General features: G+C 49.5%; 19 protein-coding genes and 1 other annotated feature. Of the genes, 2 read left to right on the top strand and 17 right to left on the bottom strand.

Annotated elements, in window-relative coordinates; translation table 11 throughout:
- Positions 1 to 9: 9 nt before the first annotated feature.
- A complete protein-coding gene (locus tag H8S75_RS03210) occupies positions 10 to 723 on the top strand; it encodes a response regulator transcription factor (RefSeq protein ID WP_187019269.1) in 714 nt (237 codons plus the stop codon).
- 298 nt (positions 724 to 1,021) lie between these two features.
- Positions 1,022 to 2,503: a recombinase family protein gene (locus tag H8S75_RS03205; protein WP_187019267.1), complete on the top strand. Its 1,482-nt coding sequence runs from the start codon at positions 1,022 to 1,024 to the stop codon at positions 2,501 to 2,503.
- Here H8S75_RS03205 and H8S75_RS03200 read toward each other — a convergent pair.
- From H8S75_RS03200 to H8S75_RS03120, 17 genes are all read right to left on the bottom strand, one after another.
- Positions 2,453 to 2,818 (bottom strand): hypothetical protein, encoded by a 366-nt coding sequence (locus tag H8S75_RS03200; protein WP_187019266.1) that lies wholly within the window; start codon positions 2,816 to 2,818, stop codon positions 2,453 to 2,455. The two genes, H8S75_RS03205 and H8S75_RS03200, sit on opposite strands and share 51 nt — an antisense overlap.
- Positions 2,819 to 3,286: 468 nt before the next feature.
- Positions 3,287 to 5,626 carry a M56 family metallopeptidase gene (locus tag H8S75_RS03195; protein WP_187019264.1) on the bottom strand — a complete coding sequence of 780 codons (2,340 nt, stop codon included), beginning with the start codon at positions 5,624 to 5,626 and terminating at the stop codon, positions 3,287 to 3,289.
- A complete protein-coding gene (locus H8S75_RS03190; protein WP_207729046.1) occupies positions 5,626 to 6,057 on the bottom strand; it encodes a BlaI/MecI/CopY family transcriptional regulator in 432 nt (143 codons plus the stop codon). Before H8S75_RS03190 ends, H8S75_RS03195 begins: the two co-directional genes overlap by 1 nt.
- A 159-nt stretch (positions 6,058 to 6,216) precedes the next feature.
- A complete protein-coding gene (locus H8S75_RS03185; protein WP_187019262.1) occupies positions 6,217 to 7,581 on the bottom strand; it encodes an RsiV family protein in 1,365 nt (454 codons plus the stop codon).
- Positions 7,578 to 8,060, bottom strand: a complete 483-nt coding sequence (locus H8S75_RS03180) for an RNA polymerase sigma factor (protein WP_187019260.1) — start codon at positions 8,058 to 8,060, stop codon at positions 7,578 to 7,580. The genes H8S75_RS03185 and H8S75_RS03180 overlap by 4 nt, the downstream gene beginning before the upstream one ends.
- Positions 8,061 to 8,316: 256 nt before the next feature.
- Positions 8,317 to 9,192: an anti-sigma-V factor RsiV gene (gene rsiV / locus H8S75_RS03175; protein WP_187019258.1), complete on the bottom strand. Its 876-nt coding sequence runs from the start codon at positions 9,190 to 9,192 to the stop codon at positions 8,317 to 8,319.
- A gap of 14 nt (positions 9,193 to 9,206) precedes the next feature.
- Complete coding sequence (locus tag H8S75_RS03170) at positions 9,207 to 9,686, bottom strand: RNA polymerase sigma factor (protein WP_187019255.1); 480 nt, start codon at positions 9,684 to 9,686, stop codon at positions 9,207 to 9,209.
- 202 nt (positions 9,687 to 9,888) lie between these two features.
- Positions 9,889 to 10,629: an RNA polymerase sporulation sigma factor SigE gene (gene sigE, locus H8S75_RS03165; protein WP_002603561.1), complete on the bottom strand. Its 741-nt coding sequence runs from the start codon at positions 10,627 to 10,629 to the stop codon at positions 9,889 to 9,891.
- A 28-nt stretch (positions 10,630 to 10,657) separates the two neighbouring features.
- Positions 10,658 to 11,482 carry a sigma-E processing peptidase SpoIIGA gene (locus H8S75_RS03160; RefSeq protein WP_025530449.1) on the bottom strand — a complete coding sequence of 275 codons (825 nt, stop codon included), beginning with the start codon at positions 11,480 to 11,482 and terminating at the stop codon, positions 10,658 to 10,660.
- 338 nt (positions 11,483 to 11,820) lie between these two features.
- The gene (locus tag H8S75_RS03155) at positions 11,821 to 14,499 is read right to left on the bottom strand and encodes a valine--tRNA ligase (RefSeq protein WP_187019253.1); all 2,679 of its coding nucleotides are present in this window, start codon (positions 14,497 to 14,499) and stop codon (positions 11,821 to 11,823) included.
- A 26-nt stretch (positions 14,500 to 14,525) separates the two neighbouring features.
- The gene (locus H8S75_RS03150; RefSeq protein ID WP_187019251.1) at positions 14,526 to 14,810 is read right to left on the bottom strand and encodes a hypothetical protein; all 285 of its coding nucleotides are present in this window, start codon (positions 14,808 to 14,810) and stop codon (positions 14,526 to 14,528) included.
- Between the two features lie 49 nt (positions 14,811 to 14,859).
- Positions 14,860 to 15,088, bottom strand: a binding site (T-box leader).
- Between the two features lie 87 nt (positions 15,089 to 15,175).
- Positions 15,176 to 16,279 (bottom strand): immunity protein Imm33 domain-containing protein, encoded by a 1,104-nt coding sequence (locus tag H8S75_RS03145; RefSeq protein ID WP_187019249.1) that lies wholly within the window; start codon positions 16,277 to 16,279, stop codon positions 15,176 to 15,178.
- An 89-nt stretch (positions 16,280 to 16,368) separates the two neighbouring features.
- Positions 16,369 to 17,721 carry a permease prefix domain 1-containing protein gene (locus tag H8S75_RS03140; RefSeq protein WP_187019247.1) on the bottom strand — a complete coding sequence of 451 codons (1,353 nt, stop codon included), beginning with the start codon at positions 17,719 to 17,721 and terminating at the stop codon, positions 16,369 to 16,371.
- Positions 17,708 to 18,052 (bottom strand): PadR family transcriptional regulator, encoded by a 345-nt coding sequence (locus tag H8S75_RS03135; protein ID WP_187019245.1) that lies wholly within the window; start codon positions 18,050 to 18,052, stop codon positions 17,708 to 17,710. The genes H8S75_RS03140 and H8S75_RS03135 overlap by 14 nt, the downstream gene beginning before the upstream one ends.
- 272 nt (positions 18,053 to 18,324) lie before the next feature.
- A complete protein-coding gene (locus H8S75_RS03130; RefSeq protein ID WP_187019243.1) occupies positions 18,325 to 19,137 on the bottom strand; it encodes a hypothetical protein in 813 nt (270 codons plus the stop codon).
- Complete coding sequence (locus H8S75_RS03125; RefSeq protein WP_187019241.1) at positions 19,134 to 20,357, bottom strand: DUF5716 family protein; 1,224 nt, start codon at positions 20,355 to 20,357, stop codon at positions 19,134 to 19,136. Before H8S75_RS03125 ends, H8S75_RS03130 begins: the two co-directional genes overlap by 4 nt.
- Before the next feature lie 15 nt (positions 20,358 to 20,372).
- Positions 20,373 to 24,017 carry a DUF5717 family protein gene (locus tag H8S75_RS03120; protein WP_187019239.1) on the bottom strand — a complete coding sequence of 1,215 codons (3,645 nt, stop codon included), beginning with the start codon at positions 24,015 to 24,017 and terminating at the stop codon, positions 20,373 to 20,375.
- Positions 24,018 to 24,094: the final 77 nt, after the last annotated feature.

Raw genomic sequence — 24,094 nt, 5'->3', positions numbered from 1 at the left:
GGCTACCCTATGAACGCGGAGCAAAGAGTGTTGATTATTGATAGTGACTTAAAAAACTGCAAGGCCATCAAGTACGCCTTGACTGAATACGGCATCGGTGCTTATTATACCCTGTCTGTGATAGACGGCATTGAGCGCCTTACCCGCCATAACTACGAGCTTGTGATCCTGGACATCTCCCTGTCGGAAACGGACGGGCTCCAACTGCTCCGGTTCATGCGGCAAATGAGGAATATGCCGATCCTGGTGCTGTCCTTTCAGGGCGGTATTGAGCACCGTGCGCGGGCCTATGAAATGGGCGCGGATGATTTCATACAAAAGCCCCTGGAGCTCCAGGAGTGCCTGCTCCGGGCCCAGGCCCTGCTCCGGCGCTATAACGCCGCCGCCCCGCCCCTGCCCGGCCAGCGGTGCTATACCATCGTCACGTTTGAAAACTTGTTGATTGATCCCCTTACCCGCCGCGTGGTCTATAATGGGCGGGAATTGGACTTGCCCCGCCGGGAGTTTGATCTGCTGTATGTGCTGTCCTCTCAGGCAGGGCGGGTACTGACGCATGAACAACTGCGCTACTATGTATGGGGCGATGATTTTTCCGGCAACGAAACCAACGCTATCCCTGTTAGCGTGAGCCGCCTGCGGCAAAAGCTGGACGGCGGGGAGTGCATTGAAAACGTCCGGGGCGTGGGCTACCGTTTCATAGACCCCAAACGCAAAAAGGAATAACAAGCGCGTCTATTCATGGTATTATTACATAGCTGGTACTTCTGGACAAAATGTCCAGAAGTACCAGAAAAGAAAGTTTGCAAAATATTTATCATTAGGGGCTTCACTTTTGGCCCCAAAGTGCGGTTGATAGATAGAGGGATATTTATTTCACCCCTGACGCAGAGCGGGCGGCTTCTGGATAAAATGTCCAGAGGCCGCCCGTTCCCCTTTGCGGGGGCATCCTTGTTCAAGGGGGCCGGCAGAGGTATAATATACTTGTAGGTTGGCTCCTGTTCTAACGGAAAGGGAGCTCATTATGGATCATAGAATAGACACGATTTACGGCAGACAATCCATCGACAAAAAGGACAGTATCAGCATTGAAAGTCAATTCGAGTTTTGCCGGTATGAATTAAAAGGCGGTGAGGGCAAGGAATATAAGGACAAAGGATATTCGGGTAAAAACATTGACCGCCCCGATTTCCAGCGGCTTTTGGGGGACATCAAGGCCGGGCTGATTAAGCGGGTAGTCGTTTACAAGCTGGACAGAATCAGCCGCTCCATAGTGGACTTTGCAAAGCTCATGGAACTATTCAAGCAGTACAATGTGGAGTTTGTCTCCTGCACAGAAAAGTTTGATACCTCAACCCCGATGGGCCGGGCGATGCTTAACATCTGTATCGTGTTCGCGCAGCTGGAACGCGAAAGCATCCAAATGCGTGTAACGGACGCTTTCTATTCCCGGTGTGCCAAAGGCTACTATATGCGGGGCCGGGCGGCTTACGGTTTTGATCTGGAGCCCATCGTCATGGACGGGATTAAGACAAAAAAGCTGGTGGAAAACGCGGAGATGGACTATGCCGAGATGATGTTTGAAATGTACGGGGAGCCGGAAACCTCATACGGCGATATTACCCGGTACTTCACCACGCAGGGTATTCTGGTGTATAAGAAAACGCTAAAACGCGGATTTTTAGGCCAGCTCTTACGGAACCCGGTTTACGTCCAGGCCGATATGGATATTTACGAATACTTCAAGGCCCAGGGCGTGAAAATCGAAAGCCTGCCGGAACTGTTCACAGGTGATTATGGGTGCTATCTGTATCAGGGCCGGGAGGGTGAGGAGCCGATCCTCGTCATAGCGCCCCACAAGGGCCGCATCCCGTCAGGGCTCTGGCTGGCCGTCCAGCGCAAGCTGTCACAAAACACCACGTTCCAGAACGGGCGCAAATGCCATAATACATGGCTGGCCGGGAAAATCAAATGCGGCTGTTGCGGGTACGCTCTCGCAAGCCTGAACTCGCCGAATGGCGTTACCTACTTACGGTGTAAACAACGAACAGAAAATAAAGGCTGTCAAGGTGCGGGCACTTTGACGAAACAGGTGCTTGAACAAGCCGTGTATGAGGAAATGGTTAAGAAAATGCGGGTGTTCCAAACGCTGAAAGGCGGCAGAACTGCAAGCTACAATCCGAAACTGACCGCCGCCCGCGCCGCACTTGCCAAAACCGAAAGCGAAATTGAAAAACTGCTTGACATGCTATCCGGCGCAAACCCCACCTTGCTACAATACGCTAACAGCCGGATTGAGGAATTGGACGGGCAACGGCAAACCCAGGCGAAACTGGTAGCCGACCTAACCGCTAATTCCGTTTCGTCCTCTCAGGTTGAAAGCATAAGCGGCTATCTGCGGGACTGGGAGTCTGTTGACTTTGACGACAAGCGCCGGGTGCTTGACACGCTTGTTTCACAAGTGCGGGCCACGAGTGAGCAAGTCGTGATACATTGGAAACTTTGATTTTTTCTCACTTTGCTTTATACCTTTGTCAAATACATTTAACTCTTTTGCAGATAATCTTACTGGCGCATCTGTATTCATATTAATTTCTTGTATACGCGCGGAAGGACTCCCTGTTTTCATTATTCCCTTAAGTTCTTTCGCACTTATCTCGGCACTCGCTCCTCGCACCGTGATATGATACTCGTTAAGCAGGGATTCGAAATCACTTTGCGCAGAAGTTGTGTTTCCCTGAGCAAAAACCGGAAAATTCATAGTTACGGCTAATAGGCTGACTCCAGTTATCATTGCAATTATTTTTTTCAGTAATTTCATAAAGTACCTCTCTTTTCGTATTTGTAAACGTATTAGTTAAATGTATCGGATAAAAATGAAATAATCATCGGACTCAACTATTAAAAATGCCAAATATAATTGGATTGCCTCTAATTTTCACTTGTGTTGCGGAGTGCAAACGACTATATATGCTCAGTCATTTAATTATGACTCTTTGATATCACATTGTCAATACCATTCTATTATTCCAGTACATTCTATATTTATCACATATTTTTCCGTCATGTATTGACTACTATTTTATAGTCTTATTCATCTCAAATTATTAAGATAAAAAGTGAAGACAGGATCAGTATTTATGATCCTGCCTTCGAAAATACACACTATATACATTTTAAACACGATTGCTCAATTATAAATATCATTACATTTACCTGGCAACTGCATCTTTTTCTATTACTGTAATGAATTATACCCAACACACAAGTATACCCAACACACCGGTAATCACTTTTTATTTACCTTCTTCCACAAATCCCCCGCCGCCAGCGGAATCTCATAATTCACATACTCCCGGTTCTCCGACAGATTCACGAACTTCATCGCAAGCTTCCCGTCAGCCGCGGACGCCGCCACGCACTCATAGTTCTTCGCGTCGTATCCGCACTTATCGTAATACATAACTTCATCAAAGCGGCCTTCCCGCGTCAGTACGATGGCTGGTTTCTCCGCGCTTAACAGATAGAAGGTTCCATCCACCACGGATATCAGGTTTCCGTTAAAATCTCCCAGCTTTGTTATCTCACTGAAATCAGGCTTCATGCGGTAAATCGGGCGCGGGAACTCCATGGCATTTTTCCAGCCTTCATAATAGAGATAGCCGTTGTCGTAGGACAGACCCCTGCAAACCGAGTAGTCGATCCCGGCTACCCGGCGGTCGCTGCCATCCGTGCGGATTCCGATCAGGGAATGAGATTTAAAGCTCAGTATATCCGCCTTCGCCGCACCGTAATAGTATATCCTTCCTTCCGCCAGAACCATCTTCTGGCTTTCCGGCTGTCCCATGATCACCATGGGATCCAGAACCTGGACATATCCCCCTTCATTTCTCACCAGCTCCAGCCGGTCATATGGAAAATGAAGGCTTTCCGGCTCTTTTCCATCCTGCAGTTCAAATTCAAGAGCTGTCTGCGGAGTTCTGAGGAAATAATCAGCACCGTCGGTCGTAAACAAATACCGCCGCTCTTCGATCTCTCCGCTGTTATTTTCCACCATTGTACCGTCTCCGGCGAATAAGTATACCTGATGCATCACCATATCGTCCGGATGGTACCAACCGTAAAATACATCCACCAGCTTTCCCGTCAATCCTCCGTTGCTCGATGAGGTCCCCATACCACCAAGTACGGCGATGCTTCCGTCGGCAAGCTTTTCCACATCGTAATCGACAAAAGAACTTCCGGCTGCCGGATTCTTACCGACGAAAGAATCTTCTCTGTGAACGCTGTCTTCCGATTCCGGTTCCTTTTTCACCGCATCAAGCGCGCTGGTTATCGCCTCCAAGTCGATGGTTCCCGTATCATCCGGCCCAATGATTAAGTTCGGCACCCACTTTCCGTCTTCAAGCTGAAAACTGAACAGGCCGCAGCTTCCATGAAAAATGATCTGATCCTTTGAGGCGTAATCTATGGTAATGCTACTTTCAAGCCCCTTTTCCAATACCTGCCCGGAGAGCCAGGAGGTATCCGGCATTTCCACAGGCATGGCCGGCGTCTCGCCGTCATCCTTACCTGCAATGAAAATGCTGGTAGGGCCGTCTCCGCCTCCAATGATGGAAACCGCCTCCGGATCCACGGGTTTTTCCCTGACGGTCATGAGGCACAGCACGGCCGCTGCCGTTACGATCACGGCGCAGAGCGTGATCCGGAAGCCCGCTTTCTTATAGTTTAAAACATTCTTTATTCTCGATTTCGTATGGCTCTCTCCAAAGGCCAGGGGCAGGCGCGCTCCGCTGCCTTTCTCCGCAGCAGACAGGAGTGCCAGCGAGTACTGCCTCTTTCCGCCCTCTCCCAGCTCGCTCACCACCGCCTCGTCACAGGACATCTCCATGTCCTTGCAGAGCAGACGGAAAGCTATATGGGCGATGGGGTTAAACCAGTGCACGATAACCATCAGAAGCCCCAGAAGCTTAACGAGATAGTCACGACGCCGGATATGGATCCGTTCATGCCTCAAGACACACTCCCGTTCCATCTCCGTTAAGTTTGAAGGAAGGTAGATCACCGGGCGGAATATTCCCATGACAAAGGCGCCGGGAATCCGGTCGGATTCATAAATCCCGTGTTCCGGTCTCCGGCCTTTTTCATCTTCATGGTCCGGATCGGGCTCCTGGATCTTCACTGCCGTTCCAAGCCTCCATTTCAAACGGATATACCCGGCAAAATGGAAGAGGAAGAAGACCAGCATTCCCGCCTCCCAGACTACCAGCATCACAAACAGCAGGATCTGTATGGGATTGACTGACATATAGGGATTGGTCACGGTCATGGTCTGCTCCAGAACCTGGTTCACGGGACGGTCTATAAAGAAGACCCCCGAATCAATGGAGGGCGTATTTTCATAGATGATCCGATCCTCCAGGGGATTCGAATAAAATGGCAGCAGGCTGTAAGCCGACTGGAGGGAAAACGGGCATAAAAAGCGAAAGATCACCACCAACCACAACACACAGGAAAACCGCTTGGGAAGCCTCTTATACAGCAGGCGCAGCGCCATCACCAAAAGGGCGGCAAAGCCTGCGGTAATGCTCATGTTCAAAAGAGTGATCATCATCTGATCCACATCCATTACTTCACCGCCATTTCTATCATCTGTCTGATTTCCTCCGCTTCCTTCGCTGTCAGCTTTCTGTCCTTCAGAAAAGCAGTCACAAAGGCGGGCAGAGAACCGTCAAAGTTTCTGTCCACTACCGTCTCACTCTCGTACTTTAAAACCTCTTCCCTGGGAATCAGCGAGCTCACGATGGCCTGTTCATTCTTCACAAAGCCCCTTCCTGCCAGTTTTTTTAAAACTGTATAGCAGGTGGACTTCTTCCAGCCCAGTTCTTTTCCGCAGATTCTCACAAGCTCCGTGGAATTCACCGGCTCATTGTCCCAGATCAGGTTCATGAAACGGTATTCGCTCTCATACAGTTTCTTTTCTTCTATTTGATTCTTTTCTTCTATTTGATTCTTTTCTTCTATCTGATTCTTTTCACGAATCTCCTTCTTTTCTTCCATGTAAATGCCTCCCTTCAATCCATCATTGCCGCATGGTTCTGGTCTATCGTAATAGCCCTTTGCATTAAGTCTATCACGATAGACCTCTCATGTCAAGCGGATCTTCGGGGAGGCTGTATACTATCCTTTTCAGAGAGGCTGCCTTTCCCCCTTTACAGATCAGTAATTGATTCCATTGACAGCCAATTTTCCATTCACGATACCAAATGTGATGCCTGGTTTCCTCTCCTCCGACTGCTCCTGCATATGAAACCCTGCCATGCTCGCCTCCAGCGCTGTAATATCCGTATTTTTTATGGAGGAAATAAGATCAGCCGTAAATATCTTCTCTTTTCCGAAAGCGAGAAATTCTTCTCTCGTACTGACCACGACGCCTTCATCCCGAAAACCTATATAGGTAGGGAAGGAGATACAGTCAGCCAGCGCCTCCAGATCCTGTTCCGCGACAGCCTTCTGAATTCTGCCGGCAAAGGCCTCCGCCTCGCTCTGATCCACGGAGAAATTATCCAGGCCGCCGGACTCCGCCTGTTCTTCCGTCATACGCTCCTTTGCCGCGGTCTCCGCTGACGCTTTCTCCTCCATTGGTGCTTTCTCCTCCGTCTGCCTTTTGATCTCAAACTCCGGGCGTTCCAATGCCCCGGGCGCAATCCCATACTTTTCAAATACTACGACTGGATTGCCCTTCTCATTGATATAGAACGGGATATCTGCCGTCACGGTTTCAAAGCCGCCTTCAGCCTTTGTAAAGAATTTTACTTCAGAGTCCGCTTCCCGCGCTTTGATCAGGGCGCGTATGCTCTCATTTGCCTTTTCCATGTAATCCGGTCCTAAAAGATCCTCCAGACTTAAATACCTTCCAGTTGTCAGGTCGATATTGTAGTAATACGTCTCACTGTAGGCAGAGACCCAGCTTTCGGATCCGCTGACCGTAAAGGAGAGATGGGAATCGTTCTGGCTTTTCAGTTCATACCATACGCGAATCTGGATATCATGCTCTTTCCACTCCGCTTCCGTTCCGCCCGTATCCAGGAATGCCTTTTTGTACTCCTTTGCCCGTTCTACGGCCGCTGCCGCGTAGGCGTCACACTTCGCCTTGATTTCCTCGTTGATCTCTTCCGCCAGATTTTTCGTCTCGCCGCGAATCATCTCAATTCCGGGGACCTCCACCGAAATTCCGGCATCATCCGTGTCGGACTGCCACGATTCTGCGGTAAACAGCCTTACGATAGCTCCAATCACCGGAATCCCCCGTATTTCTTCGGCAAATGTCGGGCTGGTATTAACCCCGACAGCGACCACTACCGTCAGTGCGGCAGCAGCAGCCAGACCACAGCCAGAGATCACTCTGCCCCGCCTTCGCCATTTTTTCCTGTCCCGGCGATCCATTGCCGGCTGGTCCGGTACGCCATTTTCTTCTTTTCGCCGCGCGGCGGCCTGCTCAATGGCTGAGGCCACAGTCTCCTCCAACCGGTCCGGGATGGGAATGTTGTCGTATACGTTCTTGCTGTCCTTTAATCTGCTCATATCACCAGCTCCTCCTTTAATGATTTAAGCCCTCTGTACAATTTCGATTTTACAGTGTTTACACTCAGTTCCATAACCGCAGCAATTTCCTGCAGAGACATTTCCTCATAAAATCTCAGTCTGATCACATTCTGGGTATCGGCCGGAAGACGGTCCAGCTCTTCAAAAAACCCCTCCGTCTCCCCGTAGCCCGGCTCCACATAGGCGGCCTCCCCGCCCAGCGGTTCATCACTCACGATTTCCCGGTTCTTCTTTTTTACATAGTTCAGACTCTCATGAACCAGCACTCTGTAAAACCAGGTTTTAATATACGAGATCTCCCGTATCGACTCATAATGCTCCAGCGCGCTGCATATGGCATTCTGAACGATATCCAGCGCGTCGTTCTCGTTTCTCACATAGGTATAGGCCAGCCTGTAAAACTTCTTTTGATTTGCAATGATATAATTTACCATAATGTCATAATGATCCTGTTTCATATTTTGTTTTCTGTCTCCTTTCACAGGCATGCTGTTTTTGTTCCCGTCTACTTTATTGACAAACACAGGATGTGAAAAGTTTCATCTCCTGTAGATTTTTTATTGAAAGAGTGGGGTCGAAAAATTATATCATTGTATGAGACAGGACGCAACAAAAAACAGCAGCAGGCATCCGGACACATTCGTCCAAACGCCTGCTGCTTTTATTTCATAGTAGAATCCGGACAGCCGGACTCTTTATTCCAAATTACCCCAATCAGCCAATATCCCCCGTTACCGATTTCGGGATCGTAAATTCCACGACTCCCATATATCCCGGGGCCACGGTATATTCGTCAAATACAAGCACCAGCTCTCCGTTCCCGTTGAAATAGAAGCTCTCGTCACCTGTAATCTGATTGAAGTCCTCTGCAGCCTCCTCGCCGGATTCAAAGAAATACATCTTGGAGTCGTCCGCCGCCATCTGAGCCCTCATCTGCTCTTTTATATTATCGCTGAGAGCCTGAATATAATCCGCTTTATCCCGAAATAAGTCCTTCAGGGTTACTACCTGGCCTGTTGCCTTGTCTATTGTGAATATCTTCACATAGTCTGCCCCGCTGGCCATAATCACGGTTGTGTTGATGCGCAGAGACAGATATTTATCATTGTCTGTCACCACCTGATAGCTGGAGGTTACAGAGTAATGGCCCTCACCGGCAACGTCCTCTGTCACTTCCTTCTCGTATTCGGCGATCAGCTGGTTCGCATACTCCTCGATGGACTTGTTGACCTCTGTGTTCGCCTGATCTCCGATGGATACCTGGGGAATATCGATCTTCGCCTCATAATTATCTTTTGTATCTTCAAAAGTACGGAAGGTTACCACCTTGGCAATGGTTCCGAGCACCGGAATATTTTCCATGGCATTTGCGGTCGTAGGGCTTACGTTTGCCATCACGGTGATGGCGAGCAGCGCGGCCGCCGCTGTTAATCCTGTCTTCTTTGTAAACTGTATCACGATTCTCATCCTCTTTTCTTTTTTTGCCTTTTCAATTCCTGCCATCATGTTTTCCCTGGCCGAGGCCGGCACCGGAATGTTATGATATTCTTCTTTTAACTTCTCCAAATTGTTTCTGCTGTCGTTTTCCATAATGTGTCCCCTTTCTATGACATTTCCGACTTCAGTTCGATTCTGAGTTTTTTCAGTGCCCGGTACAATCTTGCTTTTACCGTGTTGACATTCAAATCCAGTGCCACAGCGATCTCTTCCAGCTTCAGTTCCTCTATAACCTTTAATACCACGATGGTACGGTCTTTTTCCTCCAGTGACTTGAGAAGCTCCATCGGATCATCCTCATGATAGACATCCTCGTGGGGGATCTCCACCCCCTCCAGACCGATGCTCTCCTTCTGTCTCTTCCTCAGAAAATCGACGGCCGTGTTCATCACCACGCGGTAGATCCAGGTGGATAAATAATCCGGCTCCCGCACCTTATTAATATCTTTCATCACCTTATAAGCACTTTCCTGGACAATGTCCAGCGCATCCTGTTCGTTATTCACATAGCTGTAGGCGAGACGATAATACTTTTCATAATTGGTCAGGAGTATTTTCTCAGCTTCAGCTTCCAAATTCTTCTTCAAATATTCTTCCTCCTCTCTCCTCTTCTGTCTGTTAGACGTTTCCTGTTTTAAAAAAGTTGCGAAAAAATAATCTTATTTATTCAAATAAAGTAAAAAATGGCACCCGGAAAGCCTGATACCTTTCCGACGTGCCACATTTTATTATTATACTATAGATCAAATCATTTTTAAAGAAAAAACGGATAAATATTAATTCCTTCCGCTACTCAAAACGCACAATTTCTTTTTTCAGCCTCTTCATAATCTTCTTTTCCAGACGGGAAATATAGGACTGGGAGATTCCAAGCAAATCGGCCACCTCTTTCTGGGTCATTTCCTCCCCCTCCTCGTCGGACAGGCCAAAGCGGAGCTCCACGATCTTTCTCTCCCTTGGGCTCAGCCGGCTGATGGCGGAATTTAAGAGATTGCGTTCCACTTCTGTCTCCAAATCCTTGTAGATCACGTCCTCGTCCGTTCCCAGAATATCGGACAGCAAAAGTTCATTTCCATCCCAGTCTACATTTAACGGCTCATCAATGGAGACCTCCATCTTCGTCTTATTGTTGCGCCGCAGATACATGAGAATCTCGTTCTCAATACAGCGTGACGCGTAGGTGGCCAGTTTGATGTTCTTCTCAGGGTTAAATGTGTTGATCGCCTTGATCAGGCCAATGGTTCCGATGGAAATTAAGTCCTCTACGCCGACACTGGTATTATCAAATTTCTTGGCTATGTAGACGACAAGGCGGAGATTATGCTCGATCAGCTCCGACTTTGCGCTCTGGTCATCTTCGCCTCCCAGCATGGCAATCACTCTCGCCTCGGACTCATTGTCCAGTGGGGCCGGAAGAATATCGGCGCCGCCAATGTAATGAATCTCTCCCTGCTTCGGCATCATCAGCGTCTTAAACGTGGGTACGGCTTTAAACTGGAAACGGTTTGGTACGGAAACTTTTAATATCATATCGGTAATCTCTCCTTTTCATCTGAAACTAATCTTCATGCAGAAGCATCTGGTATTCCCCATCCACAGACAGGGGACGGCGGCAGACAGCCACCAGAGGCTTTTCTATAATTTTCACGTCACTGCCCTGGCGTATTTCCATTTCATCCAGGAAAATCCCGGGCATCACGCCTTCCTTCTTTCCCACACTCCCAAACGGAATGTATATGACAGAGGACACGCTCTCGCACAGCTCCTTAAGCGCCTCGTAGGTCACTACATGAACTGGCCGGTGCGTCACTGGCTCATACAGCCGGTTACCGGTATCGAGAAGCGCTGTCACCGTCTTCTTCCGCCCTCTGTAATGCATCGTTACCTCGTAGAAATGGTTCCGGCTCTTTCTGGCCTCCAGAACGAAGCCCAGGATACACCTCACACCGAAGTAAGCGCCGGCAGCCAGCAGCAGCAGCCGGTAAAACGGCATGGCCGCCCGGTTATTTCCGCGAAGGATCTGTTCTATATAATAACCGGCCATCGTATGCTGGTAGAGAGCCTGCATGGCTCCGGCCATCATGACGGTCACCAGATAGAGGCAGGCTACCGCCTTGCCAATCTCCCGCTTCTTTCTGACGCCGAACGCCGTCACCACCATCAGGCAGCTGACCACGGCGTAGGTCATAAAAAAAGAGACCGCGGGGGGAATGGACGGAAATGCCGCGCACAGGACGGCCCAGGCAGCTCCCAAAGCAGCGCCCAGCACGATTCTGTATCTGCCCGCCCGGTATCTCATCACCTTTCCGGTTATGGAAAGCACAAGATAATCCAGGATCATGTTTATGACAAAAAACACATCTATGTATAAGTCAACCGTCACTAAAAGTTTTCTCACCTCCTGCCCTGTATGAACATTATAGTCAGAGAGACCTTCAGATTTTGTCAAAACGGCGGCCCTGATTCCTGTTTTTCATCGCCTTTTTCCCGGTATTTTCATCATAATTCGACATCTTATGGTCAAACATCTGTTTGCACCACCCCCGTCCATGCGTTTCACGCACCAATCACAAAGCTTTGCAGCTTTCCATACTTCCTTAGCGCGGAGTGCGCCTTCTGCCCGGAGGGCCCACGAAAAAAAGAGTCGAACCAGGCAGATTTTTTCCGCCGGGTTCGACTCTTTTCTTATAAAGATTGATAAACAGGACAGGCTGCGCGCTCCTATTCGCCTAACTGAGCGATACGCTCCTTCACCTGATCCATCATCTGTGTATATTTTTCCAGTTTCGCCTTTTCTTCCTCCAGTTTGGCTGCCGGCGCCTTACTTACGAATTTCTCGTTGCTCAGCATTCCCTTTACGCGGGACAGCTCCCTGGACAACCGCTCCTCTTCCTTCTTTAACCGTTCTTTTTCCTTCTCGATATCTACCAGCTCGGCAAACGGCATATAGATGACTGCCTGATGGATCACAGCGGACACGGCGTCTTCGCCGATTCCTTCCTTATCCTTCTTTAGCACGATTTCGCTGGCATAGCCCAGCATGGCAAAGAACACACGGCTGTGCTCGAAGATATCCAGGATTTCGCTGTTCTCTGATACAACGTATACCTTTGCCTTCTTGCTCGGCGGAACGTTCATGGAAGTCCGGACATTCCGGATAGCTCTTACCGCTTCCTTGATGGTCTCTACCGCATGCTCTTCCTCGGCAAAGTTCCATTCCTCCTTATATTCCGGCCATGCGGATACCATGATGGAACATTCCGCCGAAGGGCACTGAGGGGGAGTCTCCTCTTCTTCCTCGTCCTGAAGATTGCAGAAGATTTCCTCGGTGAGGAACGGCATATATGGATGAAGCAGCTTCAGGGAATTAATCAGCACGGTCTTTAAGGTCCAGATGGCCGCTGCCTTTGTAGTATCCTCTTCGTTCCAGAGTCTCGGCTTTACCATCTCGATATACCAGTCGCAGAATTCCTCCCAGATAAAATCGTAAACCTTCTGGAGGGCGATTCCCAGTTCATACTTGTCTAAATTGTCTGTCACCTCGCGGGCCAGGGTGTTGGCCTTGGAAAGAATCCATTTATCCGCCATGGTCAGATCAGACAGCTCCGCCTGGCTGTCAGGCGCCTTCTCGATATTCATCATTATGAAGCGGGAAGCGTTCCATACCTTGTTGGCGAAGTTGCGGCTGGCTTCCACTCTCTCCCAGTAGAAACGCATATCGTTTCCAGGGGCATTGCCGGTAATGAGTGTCATACGCAGGGCGTCCGCGCCGTACTTGTCGATGACTTCCAGCGGATCGATGCCGTTGCCTAAGGACTTGCTCATCTTGCGGCCCTCAGAATCTCTGATCAGTCCATGGATCAGCACGGTGTGGAACGGCAGTTCTCCGGTCTGTTCCAGCCCTGAGAACACCATACGGATCACCCAGAAGAAAATAATATCGTATCCTGTCACCAGCACGTCTGTCGGATAGAAATACTTTAGATCCTCTGTCTCGTTCGGCCATCCGAGTGTAGAGAACGGCCACAGAGCAGAAGAAAACCAGGTGTCGAGCGTGTCTTCATCCTGAGTAAGGTGAGTACATCCGCATTTCGGGCACTTCTCCGGTCTTTCCTTGCTTACAACAATCTCTCCGCATTCGTCGCAGTAATAGGCCGGAATCCTGTGGCCCCACCACAGCTGTCTGGAAATACACCAGTCGCGGATGCTCTCCAGCCAGTGCAGATACGTCTTATCGAAACGCTCCGGCACAAATTTCAGTTTTCCGTTCTTCAACGCCTCGATCGCCGGCTTTGCCATCTCTTCCATGCGTACAAACCACTGCTGCTTCACCATCGGCTCTACCGTGGTCTTACAGCGGTCGTGAGTACCTACGGCGTGGGTATGGGGAACCACCTTTACGAGAAGGCCCAGTTCCTTCAAATCCTCTACGATGGCTTTTCTGGCCTCGTAGCGCTCCATCCCATCGTACTTGCTGCCAGGCAGACTGATGGTCGCGTCGTCGTTCATTATCGTAAGCTCCGGAAGGTTGTGGCGTTTGCCCACCTCGAAGTCGTTAGGGTCATGGGCCGGTGTAATCTTTACACATCCGGTACCGAATTCCTTGTCTACGTAGGAGTCGGCAATCACCGGGATGGTGCGTCCCGTGAGAGGCAGCTTAAGCATCTTTCCAACGAGATTGGTGTAGCGCTCATCCTCCGGATTAACCGCCACAGCCGTATCACCGAGAAGCGTCTCCGGTCTCGTGGTTGCAATCTCCACAAAGGAACCTTCCTCTCCCGCTACCGGATAATTGATATGCCAGAAAAATCCGTCCTGATCCACATGCTCCACCTCTGCGTCCGATATGGAGGTCTGGCATACCGGGCACCAGTTGATGATTCTGGATCCCTTGTAAATATAGCCTTTCTCATACAGACGGATAAATACTTCCTGCACCGCTTCCGAACAGCCCTCGTCCATGGTAAAACGTTCTCTGTCCCAGTCTGCGGAGGAGCCCATCTTATGAAGCTGGTTGATAATGCGTCCGCCGTATTCCTTCCTCCAGTCCCAGCATTTCTCCAGGAATCCGTCACGGCCCAGGTCCTCCTTATCGATGCCCTGCTTCTTTAAACTCTCAATAACCTTGACCTCTGTGGCGATCGCCGCGTGATCCGTACCCGGCTGCCAGAGCGCCTCGTATCCCTGCATCCGTTTGTAGCGGATTAAAATGTCCTGCATGGTGTTGTCCAGCGCGTGGCCCATATGAAGCTGGCCGGTGATATTAGGCGGAGGCATCACAATGGTAAATGGTTTCTTATCCGGATTGGGCTCTGCGTGGAAATACTTCCTGTCCAGCCATTTCTGGTATATCTTGCCCTCAATTTCGGCAGGATTATAATTTTTTTCTAGTTCTTTCATGGTATTCTCCTTATCTGTTTTCTTTTTTATTTTTCTAAGGCTGTCTGCCCTGTTTCATAAAGCTTTGAAACGCTTCGAAATCTCCTTTTTGACAGGCCGCTAGACTCTTTCACCCTGGAAATCTGGCTGTAATAATATGTTTTCGCCGCTTCACCGTCATTTGCACACTCAATTCTGTCCGGATAAAACAATATGGTCTTTCCCATTCCGGTATGGCTCAGTTCATAGACTCTATAGTTCCTTTTTGCCAGCCTGGAGCTGTAAAACACGCTGATTAGGAGGAACAGCACTCCCGGAGGTTTTTTATTCATAGAACGAACTTTGCTGTGAAATAAAAAAAGCCCTCTGCATGTATTCCATGCAAAGGGCGAACAATCCGCGGTACCACCTTTTTTCCTGCGGCAGTCTGCGCCACAGCTCTCACGGTCTTTAACGCAAACCACGCGTGAGCGCCTACTGAACACCACTGTATTTCAGCACTCCGGTTCCAAAGCTACCTTCCGCACACACTTCCTTAACCATCTTTCAGCCGGTGAATGGTTTTCTCTGTCAGGGTTATGAACGTACTCCTCTTCTTCATTACCTTTTTTCTTTATGGTGATATCATAGAGGTTTTTTCAGCATTTGTCAACCCCTGTGAGTCATGTGCCGAAAAGTTCTGGTCATTTCTCTATTCTCAATTCCCTCCGTTCACACCGGCATCCACATAGAATTCCCCATCGTCACCGCGGAAAAATGCCATGCCCGCGGGGGCGTCAAGCAGCGGAATAATATCGGGATCATAGTTTGCCACCGTATTCAGATCATAGAGTCCGAAATGCCCGCTGTCCTCACAGTATTCCCGATCTTCCGATCCCTCATAGAAGATCCATCCGCTGTCCTCCGGGTGTTCCTCCTGCGGCTCATTACGCACCATATAGCCCACTTTGGAGCCTTCCACCATAATCTTATCGGTGGCGATTCCAAACTGGCCGCTCTCCAGCAGCGGCTTTATCTCTTCCGCCTTCTTGAAGAACTTCTTACGCCGCGGAAGCTCCGGCATGGGAACGTCGTAGGCCTCCGGATCGATAAAACGGATCACAAGACACGCCTTGTCCCCATTTTCATCAAACCCCCAGTAACCGCTGTACGCACCGTCACCGAAACCACTGGTAAAGAGAATCAGGTTTTCATCGCTTCCCGGCGGACACCAGTCCATATAATCGCCGTCCTCCCTCTGATATCGGGGATACTGTTCGGCATAAGCCTTCATGGCCTCCGCAAAGCAGTCGTCATAGAGATTTTTGTCCGTATTCTCCCCGCGCCACTCTTTTATAAAATCATCATAAACGACAGACACAGCCCTGTCACAGATACAGGCCAGCCCCGTATCCACACCGAACATGGCAAATACTCCCGGTTTATCTTTATCTTCAATCGTATAGCCCTGAGGCATGGCCAGTTCATAGCGGACCGGCGTCTTTCCGTTCACGTCCAGTTTCGCCGCCAGGAAACGGAATCCAAAGACCGGATGATCGATCACTGACAGCGATACCGGATAGCTCCCCGGCTCCAACGTCTCCTCCAGCGTACAGGAATATTTCGTATTTATGTAGCAGAGCGGATCTCCAATCTCGATCCTGCCGGTCTTTAGCCGCACCTCTCCGATCGTCAGTTGTTCATACGCTCCCGCGCGGTCAAACAAAGCATTGAGCCCCGCGGCTTCCGGTTCCTGTTTCATAAGCTCCAAGTTCTTTTTAAATATCTCCTGAAATACGTTCTGCCATATATTATCACCCATAGCGTCCTCCTGTCTGAACGTTTCGTTTTCTGTATCGCCGTTCAGGTTTTATACGCCTTAGTGTATCATAACATGTCACTTTTTTCCACTTACGATTCCAGCCGTTCCAGCCGTATTTTCCATTTCCCCCGGGTTCCATGTCTTTCGGAAACAATATCCTTGTTTCTGTAGACGCTGAGAATCAGTCCAAGCAATATGTAATTCACCAGGGTACTCTGCCCTCCGTATGACAGAAACGGAATCGTCATGGGCTCTACCAGCGGTACGCCGAAATTGGCCGCCACATAGACAATCATCTGAATTGTCAGAACCACGGAGCACGCCGTTCCGATGAGAAATCCAAGGCGGTTCTTCTGTCTCCACGATATGGAAAATGCTTTCACCACTGTAGCGGCAAGTATGCACAGCATGGCAGTTCCGGCCGCAATACCGTATTTGGCAAAAACAAAGAAAACAACGTAGTCGCAGTTTAAAAACTTCATAGCCTTCGGCATAGGCGCTGCCGATGAGCCAAACATTTGAAAACTGGAGACGGACTCCTGAAGATAGGGAATAATCCCTCCATTGGAGTTGTAATAAAGCATATCCGGGCCAAAAATGGACTGAAGCCTGATCATCTGGTACGTATGCAGTACTCCCAGGTCCGTTCCCTTCCAGTAAAGAAGGAGGAGGGTGAGCACAGGTACGGCAATAAGAGCTGCTATGGTCCGGGCCTTTTTGACATGGAAGAATCCTTTCCATACGGCAATAAGCAGAAGCAGGAAACAGCCGCCGGCGAGCTCCAGACTCCCATGTACCATTATCGTCTTCAGTCCCATGAAAAATGGCATGAAGCTTAAGAGATAACAGACGGCTACCGCTCCGTATCCCTTTGTCCGGAATCTATAAAGCACTCCCGCGTAGAGAGGCAGGAACAGCGTCAGATAATTATAGATTCTCACTTTTCCCATGATTACGACGTGTGTATTTGCGATGATGATTATGACGATGAAGTAACCAAACCACAGAAGGAGGGGATACCGGCCGAGTATTGTGTAATCGACGATATAAACTGCGGCGAGAACGCCGAGTCCCGTGACGGTAAAAAAGCACTGGCGTTTCCAGAAATAGTCTGCAAGATCGCCGGAAATGCCGCCGAACAGTCCGGTATAGCATGTCATATACTGAAGCGCGAGGCCTAACGCGCTTAACAGAAGCACCAGAATGAGGAATTTCCACTCCAGATGCGGCCGGTGAATCCGGTTCAGAGCAGTTCCCGTCCCTATGGGATCTCCCATCTGGCGGACCGCCTCTCTCTTCGCCTCAGAAGGCGTCATGCCATCAGCCTCATAGGCATCAGACTGTTCCTGCACATGGTTTTCCAGTTCCGCCCTGACCATAGTCCTGGCCTTTTTACAGCGGATCTGCTCCGATACGGTATCGAGATATTCAGACAGTTCCATAGACGACACCTCCTGCCAGTACTCCGGATACCGCTCCGGCATATTGCTTCCACTCCTCTTCCTTCCCTTTCAGGTAACGCTTTCCCTCGCCGGTAATACTGTAATACTTGCGTATCTTGCCGGAAGCGTCCTCTTCATAGGAGGTCAAATATCCCTTCTGTTCCAGGGAATGCAGGAGGGGATAAAGGGTTCCCGCCTTCAGTTCGAATACATCGTTGGATTTCTTCCGCAGATTTTCTATCATCTCGTATCCGTACATGTCTTTTTCTGTTAGAAGTTTTAGAAGAAGCATGGTGGTACTGCCTGAGATCAGGCTTTTGTCGATGGGCATGGGAGTACCTCACTTTCTTTTTTGAGTTGTTATATAGGTTATCTATATATCGATTATCTATATAATAGTTGATGGCAGAGAAGATGTCAAGGGAGAACTGCCCTGTTTATATAAAATTGATGGTGCTGCCCGCTGGACCGCAGTGCCGCTCGATTCCGCTTCGCTTCATCTCGCTGACAGGCGTTCGCCCTATGAAAAAAGACATAGGCAAATTTACTTTTGTGCTAGCACAACGTATATTTGCCTATGTCTTTTTTCGCACTGCTCAGTGCTTATATCATGTTTCGGTACTCCCCCTTCCACTCTTTAACCAGTTCGGAAGCACCTTTCATTCTTTTAATCGGATCTTTTAAAAATAGTTCGTCTAATTTTTCTAAACTTTCCACCTTCTGCGCGGCCTCTTCTGCCTTCTTCATATCTTCATCCCATACCGCTTTTACATCTTCCGTAATCAATGTGCGGTATCTGTCTTTTAATACCAGATTGGGGTTCCATTTGGATAAATAATAGATTCGCTTTAATACGTCTCCACTCTTTGCTAAATCAAACGACTTCTGATACGCCCGATAGGCCTTCTCCATGGAAAATAAACGCGCATAAGAAGCTCCCAGATTATTGTATATCTTCGCAAAAAAGGCGTCGTCTGTTGAAGACTCCTTTGGCATCTCTAAGATTCCTTCGTATTCTGCTACGGCTTTGCCGTACTGCTTTCTCGTGAAAAGGTAGTCGGCTTTGGCTTTGGCGAATTCGGGCGGGGGCATTTTTCTGTAGTTTTCGATCTTTTGACGGAAATGTTTGATCTCGGCTGCGTTGTAGTAGTCACATTCCGTCAGGATTAAAAACAGGAGCTCATCGGTGTCTTCTCCGCTCTGCTGCCATTTTTCCAGCTTGGCCGCCATAAAGCCCATCTCCAGCTCGCCGCGGATGAATTCGATCAGATGGTCATCCACGAAATCATCCAGTACCAGGAGCGGATTATGGTAGATCACATAGCAAAGCTCCTGGGAGGAGTAAAGGTGGACTCCCAGGCCCTCGAAATAAAAAGGATGTTTTACCGGCTCCTGCCGGCATAGTATCAGGCTCATATCATGACCTCTTGTCTGACTACGGCATCTGAGGCCGGGAACAGTTCTCCGAAGCCCTTGTCCTTAAGCACCACCGCCATCGTCTTCTCATCTAAAAATCCCACGCTGATCCCCACACGCGTCGTTCTCTCCGGCCGTTTCGGGAATCCCTCCAGCGGAATCTTTACCAGCTTTTTCTGCTTCGGATCCATGGGGGTTACTAAAAACTCTACGTAGTCCTGGTTATCCACGATCAAATCCACACTGCTTCTCGACTCATACCAGTTGTCACCGGCAGCCGCCACGATCAGCTGGCTCTCACGGTTCTTGTGAAGCACCTTCATCGAAATCGTCGAATGAAGCCGCCCCTCGCAGACACAGATAAAGGGGTAAGACGTCTTTTCATGGAGGTAATCCATGCCCTTAAAAGCGGCGCCCCTGGCAAACAGCTCCTGGTCCATGTAGACCTTTCGCCTGGAACAGAGAAGCTTCATGAAATCTCCCGCCCAGTCCTGCCGCTCAAAGCCTTTTCCTGTCAGGAAAATAGAAGAAAACAGCTTCTTGGAAAGCAGCCGCTCCGCGCAGGAACTGAGTATCTTATCTGCCAGCTTTCCGCCGGAAGGGGTATTCAAAATATCGAGATTAAAGCTCTCCTCCAGCGCCTCATCCTCGGCCACCACAGTCATCAGCTTCATCCCGCGCTGAACCTTTAATTCGTGGTAATGGAGCGAATCCTCTGATAAATCGAAGACCGCTACCTGATTGTTCCATACTTCCTTCTTCTGGCTCAGAACGTAGTAGACAAAGCCTTCCGTATGGCTGATGATGTGCACCCGGTCCCTGGGGATCTCTAAGTAATCCGCACAGTACATCAGCGCGTCCATCAGCTTGACCTCCACCTTTTCCAGTGTGATCACCAGCTCCTTTACCTCATCAGAGAAAAATTCCTCCTTGGCCAGCGCCAGTATTTTCTTTAGATAGATCTTAAGCAGGGTGGTGCCCTCGTATTTCACGCCTCCCAGCGTGGCGGTACCGTCCTTCATGACCATCTTTATAAGCTTGTCTACGATAATGCCTTCCCCCACCAGGGTGTATGCGTAAGCTTCTTCCCCCACATACCACTCGTCATCATCCTTCTTCCGGCAGATAACCGTCGGCAGGCACCACGTCTTTTCACGTTCATGACAGCACAGCCTGGTATAGGCATCACATAAATCAAGTCCAATTATCAATCCGTCCATCGACAATCCCCTTATCTACATCAGTGGAAATAATTCTTCCGCGGCAGCATTCTTTGTTAAATACTCCCGCATCCGTTTTTTGAGCCCTTCTTCGTCCTTTAAACTCAGACACAGGCTCATTTCATTTAAACAGGCAAATCTGCTTTCCGAATCACCGGCCGCCGATGCAGCGTCACAGCTGACGCTTCCTTCTTTTTTCAGCACCCACTTGCCGTCTTCCAGTTCACTGATCCGGTACTCCATGATTTCCCCTTCAAAAAGGACCTTCTTCTTTACGAAAATCCCCTGGTACGTCCTTCCAATATCCTCACAGTGGTATTCCTCCTCATCCGGCAGAATCCGGACCTCAAAATCGATCCGCGCGTTCCTGTCTGAATGATACTGGATCATGGCCTTGTCCATGATATCCTCCGGCATGGGAACGTATTTCGCCAGCTTCTTGAAATACGGGAATACCAGTCCCGCCTCCAGGAGAACCGCTGTCGTGCTCTTTAACAGCTCCTTCTGCTCCTCTTCCAGCGAGGAAAGCTCGGAATAGTATTTGGTCAGAGCCAGCAGATAGATCGTCGGTATCCTGTCTTTGTCTGCAGAGCCGTTGACCGCGCCTTCCAGATAGGCGAAAACCTTGTCATCCGGAGTCTTGTCATCAAGGAAATACTCCGAACTCTTAATTGTAAAATATGCCCGGACGATGTTGTCACTCGTCTTCTTTTTGTTCATATAGAGGCTGAATACCCGGTCTATGGTTTCCGTGCATCCGGAAAACATCATCTGTGCCACCAGACGCTCCTCAAGATCATACGTCTCCACATGCTCGGAAATGCCCTGCAGAAGTATGCGGTACATCTGATTCGTCAGACCGTTATAGTGCTCGCAGAGGTAATCCAGGATAACGCTGTCACTCATGCCTTCCAGAAATACGCGGTACGACAGGTGGAGAAGCAGCGGGTCTTCATCAAAAAGATTCTGAAGAATCATCTTGGTACACAGCTTTAAAAGCCGCTTGCTCTGAATCTCCTCGCAGCCGAATTCCCGTATCATATCGAAGGCTTCCTCGACATAATTGCGGTTGATTAAGGTCTCACAGATTCCCAGGCGTTCTTCCTTCGTAAGCAGACGCTTGTCGAGGCGCACCAGATAAGCGCCTCCCTCTGTGCTGTCTTCACTCACCGGATGAAGAGGAGAGTCTCCCTCTTTCACGTTCGATGGAATGCCCGGCATATTCTGGTAATACTCTATAATTCTGGATAGCAGGAGTCTCTGATACAGCGGCTGGAGCCGTCCATCCTCCATGGCATCCTCCAGCATCCCCGCCTCCTTCTCATCTGCAATGCCCCTCTTTAAGATCTCGTCGCAGGCCCGGAGTCTGAGCATCGGATGATCGGGATACAGTTCAAAGCAGCGCGCCTCTAACTCCGGCTTATCCATCACCGGCGTCTTCTCATAAGGAACCGTACTGTAACGGTTTCCAAAGGCATCCTGAAACAACAGAATGCTGTGCTCGGAAAACAGCGGCACGTATGCTACGCCGTCATCCAGAAGAAATGCGTCCTCCTCCAGCAGCTCCTCGTAGCAGACAATTACATACTTCATCTTAAGGTTCCTGCACTCCACGCGGTAAGAACGCAGAATAGAGGGCAGTACCTTAGCCATAGGAAGGTCAATGACATCCTTGTAAATCATGTGTTCGTAAATAACCGCCAGATTACTTCCGATCCTTGATTCGAACAGCTGTTCTGTGGCGAATTTTTCGATATCCCGCTCGTACACCTCATACAGCGGATCGGATTCCTTTAAGTAAACCAGCACATTTTTATAGAGCAGCGCCCTGCTGTGGCGGTCCAGCTCGCTACCGCCGTAGGAAAAATAGAGGAGCACTTCCTTGGGAAGCAGGTAGCAGTAATCCTTTGGAAGCGCGTACAGATAATACTCGTAAAGCCGTGTCAGGCTGATTCCTTCTTTGATCCCCTTCTCATACCACTTAAATGCCTCCGCACTCCTGCTCTCTCCCCGGATCAGTATGGAACAGACCGCTTCCAGTATTTCCTTTCCGGGATACTTCTCATACAGGCGTCCCAGCGCTCTGTAGTGAAGGCGGTTAAAATGCCTGGACGTCAGCGTAAGCCTCGCCGCAGCCAGCGCAAATTTCTCTCCCGCGGCACCGTATCTGGCGCCGAAGGACAGGACCTGCAGCTCAAACGGGCCGATACTCCGGATCAGATCCGGTTCTTCGGAAAGCAGCCTGCAGGCATGCAGATAGAGAAACGGGCTTCTCATGCCCGCTTCAAACTGGCGCCTCATCATGGATATGGCTCCGCCCGGATTCTCATTAAGCCGGCGGTCCAGTCTTAAAAGGATCAGAAACAGATTATGAAGGCCCGGATTTTCCTCCAGATATTTTCTCAGCAGACGAACCAGCGATTCCTTCTGGTATTCATCCGGCTGCAGTATCAGCCTCAGATACTGATAGTAGCAGTAAAGCTCCAGCTTCTCCTGCCGCTCCGCCAGGATCTTCTCCCGGCATTCATCCAGCAGCAGCGCCGCCTGGCTCGTCCTGTCGTCTGAAAGGTATATCTCGGCCCTTAAAAGCTTAATCGCCTCCTGCTGCCCCTTCATCTCCTCGATCTCATCCAGCGCCCGCAGCATCTGATTATGAGGAAAGTCCCCCTCACCTGCGTTCGGCGTATTGTGAGGAAAGTCCCCATTACCTGCCTCTTTCTGTAAGCGCAGGTGCAGATACGTCGCCACCGCTTCCTTCGTATAGGCGTCCTCCGCGGAAATACCGCCTCCCGGGTTCACCATCGCGGTCACCGGAACGACGAAGCGCTCTTCGATTCCGGTAATGATAATGCGTCCCTGGTTCAGGCCCTGATGCATGCGCCTCGGATGGATGCGGTAGACGATCTCGCAGGTGTCGTCGGTAAAATCCTGGTCTCCGATGTTTCTCACCGGAATCTCTATAAAATCACAGTCGGCCGTAACCTCAAGGCTTACGTAGCCCCAACCGCTTCTGGTTATCGTAATACATTCCTGGATCACTCCGTCCAGTTGATGAAACCGCCGCTCACTCTCGTCCGCAGTCAGCTTTACCGGCTCCTTGACACCGAGTCCGGTAAGGAATTCCTCCAGCTCCTTCTTCCTGTCCGGTCTTCCTTTTAAACCACCGTAAAGGGCCCTCACATGCAAATCCTTCATGAAAGGGGCCTCGAAAAAATCTCTATATTCAAATAAGCGAAGCGCAGTCTCATAGTCGTTCTTCGCTGTTCCGGCGAAATCCTCCGCCGTCTTTAAATCGCTCAATGCTTTCCCTGACGTACTCAGTTCCACACGAAAAGAATAAGGGACTTCTCTTTCTCCGCCATTGGTAACCAGATAGAAAGCGCCCTTAATCATATCTCCGTCTTCCAGAAAACCGGTATTCACCTCATAGACCAGATGGTTATAGGTGCCGCCAAACGCCCCATTAAGAAGCCTCACGCGGAAATTGGAAGAATATGCAAGTCCTTTTATATGCAGATTATTCTCACTGGTAACGACAAGTTCCCGCCTCGTGGCCCCGCCGGAACGCACCACGTCGTGGGTTTCTTTCGGAGTGACCTTGATCACAGGAACCTCCGAATCGATGATGCCTTTAGCCAGCCTGTTGATTCGTTCTCTCATAGTACCACCTGTATCTTATGTTCTTCATCCTGACAGCTGTTGTCTTTCAGTTTAATTACTATATTCTAACATATTTT

Origin of the sequence: Hungatella hominis (genome assembly GCF_014288005.1) — a bacterium.
GTDB lineage: Bacteria > Bacillota > Clostridia > Lachnospirales > Lachnospiraceae > Hungatella > Hungatella effluvii.
The sequence above is the reverse complement of the archived record's forward strand: the minus strand, read 5'-3'. Positions and strand labels throughout refer to the sequence as shown.

Coding starts and splice junctions, on each gene's coding strand:
- H8S75_RS03185 (WP_187019262.1), bottom strand. CDS start 7,581: ATGAGCAGATTAAAGGACAGCAAGAACGTATACGACAACATTCCCATC.
- H8S75_RS03200 (WP_187019266.1), bottom strand. CDS start 2,818: ATGAAATTACTGAAAAAAATAATTGCAATGATAACTGGAGTCAGCCTA.
- H8S75_RS03205 (WP_187019267.1), top strand. CDS start 1,022: ATGGATCATAGAATAGACACGATTTACGGCAGACAATCCATCGACAAA.
- H8S75_RS03210 (WP_187019269.1), top strand. CDS start 10: ATGAACGCGGAGCAAAGAGTGTTGATTATTGATAGTGACTTAAAAAAC.
- H8S75_RS03130 (WP_187019243.1), bottom strand. CDS start 19,137: ATGAGCCTGATACTATGCCGGCAGGAGCCGGTAAAACATCCTTTTTAT.
- H8S75_RS03145 (WP_187019249.1), bottom strand. CDS start 16,279: ATGGGTGATAATATATGGCAGAACGTATTTCAGGAGATATTTAAAAAG.
- rsiV (WP_187019258.1), bottom strand. CDS start 9,192: ATGGAAAACGACAGCAGAAACAATTTGGAGAAGTTAAAAGAAGAATAT.
- H8S75_RS03195 (WP_187019264.1), bottom strand. CDS start 5,626: ATGGATGTGGATCAGATGATGATCACTCTTTTGAACATGAGCATTACC.
- sigE (WP_002603561.1), bottom strand. CDS start 10,629: ATGATATTAAAAGTTTCCGTACCAAACCGTTTCCAGTTTAAAGCCGTA.
- H8S75_RS03140 (WP_187019247.1), bottom strand. CDS start 17,721: ATGGAACTGTCTGAATATCTCGATACCGTATCGGAGCAGATCCGCTGT.
- H8S75_RS03190 (WP_207729046.1), bottom strand. CDS start 6,057: ATGGAAGAAAAGAAGGAGATTCGTGAAAAGAATCAGATAGAAGAAAAG.
- H8S75_RS03125 (WP_187019241.1), bottom strand. CDS start 20,357: ATGGACGGATTGATAATTGGACTTGATTTATGTGATGCCTATACCAGG.
- H8S75_RS03150 (WP_187019251.1), bottom strand. CDS start 14,810: ATGAATAAAAAACCTCCGGGAGTGCTGTTCCTCCTAATCAGCGTGTTT.
- H8S75_RS03180 (WP_187019260.1), bottom strand. CDS start 8,060: ATGAAACAGGATCATTATGACATTATGGTAAATTATATCATTGCAAAT.
- H8S75_RS03135 (WP_187019245.1), bottom strand. CDS start 18,052: ATGCCCATCGACAAAAGCCTGATCTCAGGCAGTACCACCATGCTTCTT.
- H8S75_RS03120 (WP_187019239.1), bottom strand. CDS start 24,017: ATGAGAGAACGAATCAACAGGCTGGCTAAAGGCATCATCGATTCGGAG.
- H8S75_RS03155 (WP_187019253.1), bottom strand. CDS start 14,499: ATGAAAGAACTAGAAAAAAATTATAATCCTGCCGAAATTGAGGGCAAG.